The organism is Halorubrum sp. Ea8 (assembly GCF_002252925.1).
Lineage (GTDB): Archaea > Halobacteriota > Halobacteria > Halobacteriales > Haloferacaceae > Halorubrum.
On record NZ_NHPF01000142.1, the window covers coordinates 1 to 11,696 of the forward strand.

Below are 11,696 nucleotides of genomic sequence, written 5' to 3' on the forward strand. Positions count from 1 at the left end.
TCTAAGGATTTTAACAGAGCTAACTTCTTTTAATGTTGAGAAATTGTATCAAAACGCAAAAGTAAATTTCTGTCATCAATGGTTTCCACGATACCCTCCACGGATTCTGAGCGCTCACAAAAAGCGGTTGATGTCGCACAGCAATATCTTAGACGCGAACGTCCACTCAACGCGCTTGTCGTCGTCCTCGCGGTGTCGGTATTCCTCGGCACATATCTCGTAACAGCATTGCTACCATCTGTTCTCGTCGCAGCTATCCTCATTATTGGAGTACGACTTCCTATTTTTCAGTCAAACGGGACGTTCCGACTTCGAACTAGTGACGACCTTGATACTGTTATTGACGAATTTTCCGGGCCCCTACCGCCTGTTCTCGCACTTCAATGGGGTGTGGCTGATAAGGTCTCCATAGAGGGTGACACAGCAATATATTCCGTTTCGTACCTGTTTGGACTCCGATCGGCCGACGTGACTGTCCACACGAAAACGGATTCGACAGCAGGTGGTGGCTACCTAATTGAGTCAGAAGTCACGGTTGATGGACAACCATGGGCAACATATACGTCGACGATTAACAGCTCAAGGGAATACACAACCATCGACGTAACATACAGCTCAAATCGGCGGTTCGGACTACGACGTGTCCCACAACAGCTGATCGCGAATCGGTATCGTGACGAGGTGCTCTCGGTTCAGGGATACACTGTTGTCACACGTGAATCGCACTTCGGGATATAACTATTCTAACGGTTGTGGTTCAGTGCCTGAAACGCTGACTTGGATTTCTTATTGATATAGGAGAATCAGTTGAGTGATGCGATTAGCGTTGAGTTCATCCGTTTCGATACAAGGAGCAGGTAGTACCAATATTGAATTGTTCGTTACACTAGGACTCACTGTTTTGATTTTTGCCGGATTTTGGAAAGTATTTGAGAAAGCTGGTAAGCCGGGGTGGGCTGAGATTATTCCGATATAAAACCTCTACGTCTTGGTCAAAGTAAGCGGAAACGCATGGTACTGGTTTGCTCTGTTCTTCGTCCCGGTGATCAATTTCTTCGCCACGCTGAAGATTAGTATCGATATCGCTGGCAAATTCAATAAGGGAATCCTGTTCGGCCTCGGACTCACGTTTATTTCATTCATCTTCTACCCACTTCTCGGGTTCGGTGGCTACCAGTATAACGATGCCACTAGCTCAACGGAGAGCATGGCCTAACACTCAAAAAATCTGATTCAGGCCCAACTGCGCCGTGTTTCTCCCGATGAAACGCTGCTATGGGCTTGATACTATTCCCAGTATTATATACAGGTAGCCGCCGGCCGGAGGCGGTCTTGAACAAATATCCGGTCGCTGAGCCTCTCCCATCGCTCACCTCTCCCCCCGACGGATGGGAGGCTCACCACCTCCCCCGCGACGTTCCATCGATCACCCCCCGCTGGAAGGACGGCCCTCCACCCTGTCCACCAGCATTCATCTGTTAAATAGAGTATGTAGCACCGACACCTCACCAGTAGAAGTTAGTGTCACAAATTCGTGGAGCCGCAGTCTAACACTGGAGGGTCAACAGCGTTAGTTATTGTTTGATCTGATAGATGATAAGCCCGACGAGCGGAATCGCAGTGAACAAAAATACGAAGACGCCCGCTGCTACGCCGCCTTCAAACTGAGCAGCTATCACCAACGCAATCAGTGAGACGACTCCGAACAGAGCCACCGACGCAAGCGAGATACGAGGTGCTGTACCGTCTAGCCGCAGCAATTCGATGCTAACTTCCACCATAGTGTCTGGCTCGTGTGTATTCGCATTCCAATTCGCACCAGCGTCATTGTCTGCGGTACTCGCGTCGACAAGTGAGTTCGTGATTGGGGTCGTATCTTCGAGTCGTGGTAGCTTGGTCGGCCTGCCACCGCGGTCAACGAGTACCGTCGAGGTGTCCAACCACCTGTCGACGGCGTCACGTTCGATTCGGACCTCATGATCAGCTAGCGATTCGTACCGCCAAAGAGGGGTTTGAAACAGGGTATCAGTCGCAACAATGGTGTCCGAATCTAGCCGGTATTCAACACCAGCGTACCGGATCCAGTAGTCGAGATGGATGAGACCAAGCGGGACGCCGATCCCGAGAAGCATGATGCCACCCGCTATTTGGGTAGCACCATTAAATACAGCAAGTGATGCGGCGAGAAAGGCGAGTGGTGTCAGCAACCATAGTCCAGGGTGTGTCCGGAAATGTGAGGCCGTAGGCAGCAGCCGTCCCGACAGCGACGGCCGCAAAACTGTGGGATTGCCTGATAGCGTTGTCTCAATTGTCTCACGCTCCGGGGGACTGTATGCGTCTCCACGGCCGACAAGTGACCACAATCCCGCACCGAGACGGCCATCGTAGTAGTATTCTGCGAGATCGGTGAGGAGCCTAATTGAGACTACCACTGCGACAAGTGGTCCCGTCGCAACCCGTTCAACCGCACGAGAGGTCTCTCCACCCCCGCCGTTAGAGACAACCAGAGCTGCGGTGAGCAGCGCGATGATGCTTGCGAGGAGTACTGTTGCGCCTTCCGTGACAACACTCTGAAGAGCGGTTGCGACGTTGTGATCTTGGTAATCACCATCTCGAAAGTACGTAGTGGCTGTTCGCCATCCTGCTGCGATGAAAATTCCAAACGCACCAGCAATAAGCCACGACGAGATGTTGGCATCCGGATTCACACTTGCTACGGGGCCGACAACTAATGCCCCGACGAACAGCCACAGTCCGATGAGGATCGGTACCACGAACAAAAGTGTCGGAATCGTCAGTAGTCGGACGTTAGCACCGATCAGCGGGACTGAAATAGAGGTCTGTTTTGTGGCAATCGCCCCCAACAGGATTGGATCCCCGTTCCGTTCCATTGGCCGCCCGGCAAACGTCACTCGAACAACCGCCCAAAAACAGACAACACCGAACTCAAGCCAATATAATGTCAGCAGTTCTAAAACCGACAGGTTGAATACAACAATCCCGACAACCGGAACCAGATTCGCCACAAGGAGGTCCGATAGTTCGGGATCCGGGAGGCGACTATCTCCCGTATTGTGAGTTGTCGCTGCTGAGCTCATCTACGGATGTGGTGACAAAGCGACCCGCTGCGCGTACCCTGGGCGTGGAACAGAGACCCATCAGGATCAATCACAGTTCTGTCTCGTGACTTTTGAACAGATGCTGTGGAGAGCATTCATGTACCTAACCGGTAGCGGATCTAATAGTAGTAAGCCATCGTTGCTGGAGTCAGTGTTGATCACTGAGTACGGGTTTATACCGACTGAGAGTACTTCCTATTGAGGTGAGGATGACAAAGACCCCAACCACGACGACCAGCCCTCCTAGGACCGGCTCAGATAAGTAATAAAGCAGCCAGCCTATTGCAATGTTGGTACTGGCCAGTCCGATCGGATAGAGTGTCTGTTGTAAGTACATGGCTCTCAACGCTGTCGGTGCTGAGTTGCCGCAGGTAGTGCTGAAAGATCCGTACCGAGCGGGCGACAAGCAACGTGATTTCGGGAACTGGCTTTTAGATGATCTCTAGGTCGTCGGATCTGGTGGTCTATTTCCGACAACAGCCTGTCGAGGGCTCTTCCCCGCCAGTCCTTGTGGATGCTAACTTCGAGTTGCTCGTGGAACTTGTGTCTCCGAGGAATTGGATATTGAAATACGTACACCATCGTCTTCTGTAGTATCTGTGCGTTGATTCCCCCTGTAACCAAGAGCTAATAATACACACTTGACGAGAAGCATTGGTCTAAGTATACAGAGTCACCAAGGTAGGATATCTGGTCGTTTTATGACTATAGCACCGATGGTGGAGAATATCGGTGACTCTCAATGTATCAAGTTAGGACATACAGGTCCCGACAACACTAGTGATAGTATACTCAAGAATGTGCCTCTGATGTGGTGTCCCCGTTACACCAGATCAAATTGGCTGAGATACTCAAATAAATTTAGTGATGTCATACCGCGGTTTTACTGAACACAAGGAGAATGCCCTGGTACTTGACCCCGAGGCGATTCACCTGTCTGTGTTCCCGATCCATCAGCTACTGACCTAATCTTCACAGGTATTGGTTGACAACGCCGCGGCCATACTGTTTTATCGCTCTCAATAGGAGCCGTCCAGACACGCGTCGAAGTATCGATCTGTCCGGCGGTGTACTGCCAGCGAGGGACGTTTCCCAGCCAGTACATCGCTGAAAACGTTTTCGCTCTCGGATTGCGACTGTTTGAACGGTCTCGACATCCATAGATTTGATCGACCCGTCCTCCATCAGGATGTCACCTTCTACGACAACCGTCTCAACGTCTCCCGCAGTTACGGTGTTCATCAGTACTGAAGGAATGTTGCTGTACGGCTGATGGCGCGGCGTATTGACGTCGATGACGACGAGGTCGGCGCGTTTTCCCTGTTCGAGACTCCCGATCTTCCCGCCGAGGCCAAGTGCGCGTGCGGAATTAATGGTGAGCATTTTGAGGAGATCGTACGACGACCATTGCTGAGCACCGTATTCGAAGTTCGCCAATAACCGGGCGTGTTTGGATTCCTGAATGAGATCCCAGGAATCGAACCAGAACGGATCATCCAGGCCGATGACAACGTTCGCGCCGAACTCTTGGAGTGCGGGGAGTGGGAACCAAGTTTGTGTTCCAGCTTGGAAGTAACTGTAAACGGTTGGGCAGTGAAGCACGTGTGCGCCGGCATCGGCGATCCGCTGTGCGTCGTCTCGGCTTGCGTGTAGTAGATGGGTGAGTAATGTTCGCTCATCAAGGAGGCCGTACCGGTCGAGTAAGTCGAGTGGGTCATCGGTGCCGCTTCCCGCAGCCATCGTGTCGGCCGCGGCGGAATCATACAGATGTGTATGAAGTCGCAAGCCGGGATAGTCCGCCCGTAGCTCGGCCACACCCTCCCAGAGCGTCCGTGAACAGCCGGCTTCGCCCCCCGGTGCGATACTCGCCGTGACTCGTCCCTCGAAAGTATCGTGATAGGTTTCGATGAACCGTCGGGCGTCTACGAGCTGTTCGGCTGCGGACGCAGGGGTGAGGAAGTCAGCGAGTTCCGGTCCGATCACGCCGCGTAATCCAGTCTCACCGATCGCTTTCGCCCCGAGTTCCGGCGTGAAATCCATCGCGTTGACGGTTGTGACGCCGTGTGTGAGTTGGCGTAGGCAGGCGAGCCGCCACGCGGCCTTGAAAAAATCGTCCCCCAGAGTCGATTCGGCCGTGTGATACAACGCGAAGGCTTCCTTGAGCAATTCGTCACCGGGGAGTTCACTGAACAGTCCTTGCACAAGGGTGAAATCGGTGTGACGGTGGGCGTCGATGAGACCAGGGATCACGACCTTGCCGCTCGCATCGATCACGTGTTCCGCGGTCGATCGGCGATCTGCGGGCTCAGTCGGTTCGACCGACAAGATGGTTCCGTCGGTCACTCGAACGGAGCCATTCTCCAGTATCCGGTTTTCGTGATCCACCGTAACCACGATCGCGTCGTGAATCAGGAGATCAGTCATGATCGGCACACGGTAGCCGAACCGCGAAAGTCGTTCGGGAACGGTGACCGCTCGGCAGGGAAAGCTCCCGGCCTCCGGTCGCTGGTGCGGTCGTCAGCATCCGCTCAGGCCGTCCGTGGCGACCACGTGTTCAATCGGTAGATCATCCGCAGCACGGCCAGTACGATTCCAGCGCCGACCAAGACACCGAGATACGACGGTGGGTTCGTCACGGAGACGAGAATACCGATCGCGAACACGGCAAGGCCGACACGGAGAACGGAGTTCCCCGCAATATCCTGTACCACGTCGTCCGGAATCTCTCCAGTCTCGTCGTACCCTGCGAGGAGAAACGTCCACCCGTGGAACTTGATCAGTGCCCCCGCGAACGTCAGGAGGACACCGACTGCGAGCCACTCAAACGCGCCGGAAGACGGCTCTATCACCGGTCGTCACCCCCTCCGGGCGTGATCTCGAAGGTAGTTATCATACCGAACAATCCGGTGTCGGTCTCCTCGATCGAGAGCCCCGCTTCATCGACGATTTCGCTTGGTTCTTGCGTCCAGCGACATCCGCTCTTCGCGTAGTGGGGATCGGCGCGCCACTCTTGGAACCGGGCGATCGGCCTCACATCGCTCCGCCCGTGTTCTATGAGACGGATCGTCCCGTCCGGCTTACAGACTCGATCCATCTCCCGGAGTGCGGCAACCGGATCCGGAAACGTACACGTCGATAGCGCCGAGATCACCGCATCGAAGCTATCGTCCGGAAATGCGAGATCCTGTGCGTCCATCTCCAAGAGCGTCCCGTCTCTCCCGAGATCGGCGAGCTGTTCCTCGGCGTTCGACAGCATCTCCGGGCTGATATCGATCCCCACGAGTTCGACCGTCTCGGGCAGGTACCGAAAGTTCGTTCCGGTGCCGCAGGCGACATCTAACACTCTGCCGTCCACGTCGCTGAATCGGTGGCGGCGACGGCGTCCGATGACGATCCGATCGAGCCATTCGAGCCGACTCATCCCGTCCGCGAACTCGGCGTAGGACGCTTTGATCTCCGAGACTGACATCGGCCGGTTCGCTACCGTGCCGCGGTCAGTCCGCTTCGCTTCTCGATGTCGGTCACGTTCCGTGTGTTCTGTTGACGTCATCTCGTTGAACACCGTGTTCCACACTCGGATCGTCGCGCGGCCCACCCATAATATTTATCGAAGTATTGATATATTATTGGAACCGTTTCAAAATCGAATTTGAGCGATATAGCGCGAACACACCTATACGAGTCGAAATCCTCGATTGATGTCAGAAACGGCTCGTTTCGCTAAACGGAATTTTTGTAGTAATTCTATTACGAATTGCGTTTGCTCTGGTCTCTGCGTCGCACGCGCTCAGTGCGTGTGACGGTGGTACTCTCGTCGAGGAACAGTCGGAGCGTGGAGGTGTCACGCCGTAGCTCGACGCGATACTCGTGGGAGTTAGTGCTAACCCGTTCGGAGGTCCACCGGCCGTCGTGAAGATAACGGTTGAACTCCCACACGCCGGATCCCAGAACGTCGACGCCGTGCTCCCAGTGAAACGATATCGACTCCGGATGGTACGCCGCGGCGACGGGCAACGGGAGGCTCAGGAACCGTAAACAGTCCCGACATTCGCTCGTAGTGATGAACGAGACGGGCCGTTCGTCCGGGAACGGGATGTCCGCGGCGTCCTGTACTCCAGTTTCGATACAGCCACCGCAGTCCGGGCACACGCCGCGACGGGCCTTGAGCAGGTCACCGGCTTGCTCTCGGGTTACGGCGTCGATCAGGTCCTCTCCGGTGCGCTCGCGGACCTGGGCCGGCCTGACCCGATACGCGTTTACACCTCGATCGCAGGCCGTACAGTACACCATGAAATACTGGTCTTCAATCACCGCCCGAACCGTCGTCTCACCGCAGAACAGACAGCCACCGTCCGTCTCGATCGGGCTGATTTCAGAAGGCTGACGGTAGTTCTCAGCGAGGACGAAACGGACCAGCTGTTCCCCGGCGTGAGTGAACGCATAGCCGTCGTTATGTTTTCGAAGGAACACCCCTGTGAGTTCTCCGAGGTGGTACGATAGCTTCGACGTGCTGTCGACGTCAACGCGGTCGTAGATGTTGGAAAAAGACAGCGAAGCGATGCCCGTCCGTTTTTCCTCGTGTTGTGCGTACGCGACCGTTCGGAGGATGTCGAGTCGTATCTCGTCGGCCAAGAGGTTGAAGACCTCGTCTGCTGTTCGTTCGGTCTCCATAGGGAGTGACACGTCGCTGTGTTATTGAAACATGATCATGAGGTGTCACGACTGGCACCCGATATCCGTACAATGCGAACTCCACTGACAAGCCCACGACTTCAGTCGTGGGTCACTGACAGAACCGTCTGAGGAACGTCTCGCGGTCGACTCGTCCGGCTCCAGCCGCTAGGAGCGCCTCTTCGAGTCCGTCGCGGGTCTGGTGACAACACTCACGATCACAGGGCTTACAGAGGTACTCGAACTCCTTGCCTTCGCGGCTCCAGCGGTCGCCGTGTTTATAATACTCTCGGGCGTCCTCGCGGTCGAGCGTCGCACCGCAGGCGATACAGGTCACTTCTTGGTTGGCGTCGTCTCCCCACACCCTAGAATCGGACATCGTCATCGATCCACCTCCCCCATGATGGTGTCGAGACTTCCGAGGGTTGCGACGAGATCGGCGACATACTCTCCCTCTGCCATCGCCGGAAGTGCCGACAGGTTCGAGAACGATGGTCCCCGGATTTTGAACCGTGCGGGAGTCTCAGTGCCGTCTGCGCGGATGTAAATTCCGAGTTCACCCTTGGCACCCTCAACGGCCCTGTAGCACTCACCGGACGGTTTCAACGTCCGCGGCACGTTGGCCTGACAGGTTCGATCTGCTTCCGGCCAGTCTGTAAGGAGATCGACGCACTGTTCGACGATGGCTGCCGACTCTTCCATCTCTCGTAGCCGGACAAGCACGCGGGCAAAGTTATCACAGCCGTCCTCGGTGACGATGTCCCACTTGAGACGATCATAGTAGCCGTACGGGTCGTCTCGTCGGAGGTCGTAGTCGATACCGGAGCCGCGAGCGACTGGTCCAGTGACTCCGTACTGCTTTGCCACCTTCGCTGGAAGCTTGCCGGTGTCAACACAACGCAGTTGGAAGACCTCGTTGCTCGTCAACAGGTCGTGGTACTCTTCGAGCTTCCGTGGCAGATCGTTGGTGAAAGCGCGTACGTTCTCGAAGAACTCATCGCGTGGCTCCGGAACGTCCCAGGCAACGCCGCCGACCCGGAAGTAGTTGAACATCATCCGCTGGCCGGTCAGGTCCTCTAATAGATCCTGAACGCGGTCCCGATCTCGAAAACCGTACATAAATGTGGCATTGAACTCGCCGCTAACATCCAGCGCGTACATCGCAGTGAACAACAAGTGCGAGAGGATGCGCGACAGCTCAGCGCTCATCGTCCGGACGACCTGTGCGTACTCCGGAACTTCAATATCGGCTAGGTCTTCGATGACGCGGGCGTACGCCCACTCGTTGAGTAATCCCGCTCCGCCCCAATCCCATCGGTCGGGGTATGGCATGATCTGATGACGATAGGTTCCCCGCTGACACATCTGTTCCTCACACCGGTGGATGTACCCGATATCCGGCTCCACATCGATCACTTGCTCACCATCTAGGACTGCCTCCAGATGGAGCACGCCGTGGGTCGAGGGGTGATGTGGTCCGATGTTGAGAAACATCGTATCACCCTGACGACTGTCCTCTTTGATGGGATTGGCGTGCTCGGAAAGCGACACAATCTGGGGCTGGCTCCGATCGTAGTTCATCGACAGCGGGTGGCCCTGCCAGGTCTCCGGCAGGAGAATCCGTCGCAGGTTCATGTGCCCTTCGTACGTAATGCCGACGAGGTCGTAGGCCTCCCGTTCGTGCCACTCAGCCGTCCGATAAACCGGCGCGGCCGATTCAGACACCGGGTTATCCTTCGTTGTCGGGACGACGACGGACAGCTCGCACGTCCGGTTGTCGTAGCTGGTGAGGTGATACACTGTCTCGAAGCGGTCTTCGTACTCTTGGGCAGTCACACACGAACAGTGGTCGAACCCCACTTCTGAGCGAAGTACTGAAAGGGCCCTGCGGACCCGGTCGGCACGGATCACGACCGCGGGGGCGTTCTCGTGTACTTCACGGCTGACGACGGCGTCGTCGGGGAGGGCCGTGACCGCCTCATCCGCGAGTCGATCAGCGGTCAAGCGTTGTTGCCGTTGCATCGTCTAGCGGGTGTCAGTTCACGTCCCAGTCTGGTAGGAACGCTGCCTCACCAGTGGTGGTGTATAAATACGGAATCCATGATAATTTAGTCAAATACACTGTATCTCGGTACATGCGCTATCTCACAGTGTTAGTTAAACCAAGTGACGGTGGTGCGTTTCATCCGCTCGGAGAGAAGCTAACAGATGACCCTTCTATTAATCGGCGAGCCATTCACTACGTTGAGCTTCTCGCTGATGACACTGTGCTGTTGTTTGCCGAGGCAAGTGGTAGTCAAGAACGGTACAGACAGATTATGGAGGAGTCATTTCATGTGATCAGTTATCTGACTGCCGGAGCGGACCGTTGGATGGCTGTGAGTCAATTCGAACCGACAGAACCGGTACGACGGGCACTGGAATTACAGCGAGAATCATTTTTGGTGGTTGATACACCTATCCGCTTTACCACTGATGATTCGCTTAAGATAACGTATCTGGGGACTGATGAGATATTCAGAAAATTGTACGAGTACGTCGAGAATGTAGAATATATGTCAGTTGATGTCCTTGAAACGGGTGATTACGAAGCCGACGGATCATCGTTTAGCAGGATGATTACGTCTCGGCAAGAAGAAATTCTGGAGACGGCGGTTGATTTAGGGTATTATAGGGAACCTCGACAAGCATCGCTTGAAGACATCAGTGAGGTCGTTGGAATCACTCCAGGAACGGTCGGTGAACATCTTCGAAAAGTCGAAGAACGTGTATTTAACGAAATCATTCAGTAACTTAAACACTGTTCTATTCTGAGGTACTGCTACGCAGTGTGAGTTAGGGCGTCTATGAGGACAATAGGTCGGTCCGTGCCAGACCCAGCCGATCATTTTCTGTATTCAAAAGTGACCTCATGGGTGCGGCAATTATCGTATTCGGTTACGTACCGTATCCTCGCTCACACGAGAGTACAATTCGATGATCGTGGGATATATTCAAAACACGGTTGGCGTTTCAACCCTCCACTGATGTCAGTCACAACAACCCCCCCGAGTACTGAGGTATCGCTACCAGCCGATCACGACCTGGAATCGACCTATCGCAGCGTTAACGACGTCCAGCTACATGTGGTGGCGGCCGGCGATCCCGATGCTCCACTCGTCGTCCTTCTTCACGGGCACCCCGATTTCTGGTACGGCTGGCGTGACCAGATTATTCCGCTGGTCGAAGCAGGTTTTCGTGTCGTCATTCCTGATCAGCGGGGCTGTAATCTGAGCGAAGCTCCCGATGGGGTTGATGCGTACCGGCTCTCGAATCTCGCATCTGATGTCTGTGAACTGATCTACAGCGAAGGTAGGGAGTCAGCCCACGTAGTCGGACACGATTTTGGTGGCTTTGTCGCTTGGAATGTCGCCCTCCGGCACCCATCGATGGTCAATCACCTCGGGATCTTGAATGTTCCCCACCCGACAGTGTATCAAGAGACCCTCCGGTCGAGCCCCCAACAGATCCTTCGGAGCTGGTATGTGTGGTTCTATCAGGTTCCGAAACTCCCCGAATGGCTTCTGGGCCGAAATGACATGGCCAACATGGTTGATTCCCTCAAAATCACGTCAAATGAGGGTACATTTGATACAGGAACGATTGAGCGCTATAAGGAAGCTTGGCAAAATACCGGCATCAAGCCACGGATCAACTGGTACCGGGGATTCCGTCGGTCAGACAATCCTCCACGCGACACAATTGCCCACCCAACGCTGATTTGCTGGGGGAAGGATGACATCGCTCTCCGCCCTATAATGGCCGAAAAGAGCCTCAATTACTGCGAGAATGGGCAACTTCGGATGTTTCCCGATACATCACACTGGGTCCACCACGAGCGGGAAGAGGTGTCTGAATCGGCCGCGC

11 protein-coding genes are annotated in these 11,696 nt (G+C 54.8%); 4 read left to right on the plus strand and 7 right to left on the minus strand.

Annotated features, from left to right (window positions below; translation table 11 throughout):
- Window positions 1–78: 78 nt before the first annotated feature.
- On the plus strand, window positions 79–738 hold the full coding sequence (locus DJ74_RS16485) for a hypothetical protein (protein WP_241881411.1): 660 nt from the start codon (window positions 79–81) through the stop codon (window positions 736–738).
- Between the two features lie 250 nt (window positions 739–988).
- Window positions 989–1,216: a DUF5684 domain-containing protein gene (locus DJ74_RS19745; RefSeq protein WP_254922189.1), complete on the plus strand. Its 228-nt coding sequence runs from the start codon at window positions 989–991 to the stop codon at window positions 1,214–1,216.
- 358 nt (window positions 1,217–1,574) lie between these two features.
- Here DJ74_RS19745 and DJ74_RS18880 read toward each other — a convergent pair whose 3' ends face one another.
- The 7 genes from DJ74_RS18880 to DJ74_RS16525 all read right to left on the minus strand — a co-directional run bounded on the left by DJ74_RS18880 (window position 1,575) and on the right by DJ74_RS16525 (window position 9,812).
- Complete coding sequence (locus tag DJ74_RS18880; protein ID WP_254922190.1) at window positions 1,575–3,098, minus strand: DUF6498-containing protein; 1,524 nt, start codon at window positions 3,096–3,098, stop codon at window positions 1,575–1,577.
- 993 nt (window positions 3,099–4,091) lie between these two features.
- On the minus strand, window positions 4,092–5,543 hold the full coding sequence (locus tag DJ74_RS16500; protein WP_094527953.1) for an amidohydrolase family protein: 1,452 nt from the start codon (window positions 5,541–5,543) through the stop codon (window positions 4,092–4,094).
- Window positions 5,544–5,647: 104 nt separating this feature from the next.
- Complete coding sequence (locus DJ74_RS16505; protein ID WP_094523940.1) at window positions 5,648–5,968, minus strand: hypothetical protein; 321 nt, start codon at window positions 5,966–5,968, stop codon at window positions 5,648–5,650.
- Window positions 5,965–6,588 (minus strand): class I SAM-dependent methyltransferase, encoded by a 624-nt coding sequence (locus tag DJ74_RS16510; RefSeq protein ID WP_094527957.1) that lies wholly within the window; start codon window positions 6,586–6,588, stop codon window positions 5,965–5,967. The genes DJ74_RS16505 and DJ74_RS16510 overlap by 4 nt, the downstream gene beginning before the upstream one ends.
- Before the next feature lie 278 nt (window positions 6,589–6,866).
- Window positions 6,867–7,790, minus strand: a complete 924-nt coding sequence (locus tag DJ74_RS16515; RefSeq protein WP_094527954.1) for a helix-turn-helix domain-containing protein — start codon at window positions 7,788–7,790, stop codon at window positions 6,867–6,869.
- A gap of 112 nt (window positions 7,791–7,902) precedes the next feature.
- Window positions 7,903–8,175, minus strand: a complete 273-nt coding sequence (locus DJ74_RS16520) for a hypothetical protein (protein WP_394338320.1) — start codon at window positions 8,173–8,175, stop codon at window positions 7,903–7,905.
- Window positions 8,172–9,812 (minus strand): NADH-quinone oxidoreductase subunit D, encoded by a 1,641-nt coding sequence (locus tag DJ74_RS16525; protein ID WP_094527955.1) that lies wholly within the window; start codon window positions 9,810–9,812, stop codon window positions 8,172–8,174. The genes DJ74_RS16520 and DJ74_RS16525 overlap by 4 nt, the downstream gene beginning before the upstream one ends.
- A gap of 113 nt (window positions 9,813–9,925) precedes the next feature.
- Here DJ74_RS16525 and DJ74_RS16530 point away from each other — a divergent pair, with 113 nt between their 5' ends.
- Window positions 9,926–10,582 (plus strand): helix-turn-helix domain-containing protein, encoded by a 657-nt coding sequence (locus DJ74_RS16530; protein WP_094527956.1) that lies wholly within the window; start codon window positions 9,926–9,928, stop codon window positions 10,580–10,582.
- A gap of 234 nt (window positions 10,583–10,816) precedes the next feature.
- The coding region (locus DJ74_RS16535) for an alpha/beta fold hydrolase (RefSeq protein WP_094527959.1) at window positions 10,817–11,696 on the plus strand (880 nt) is incomplete at its 3' end.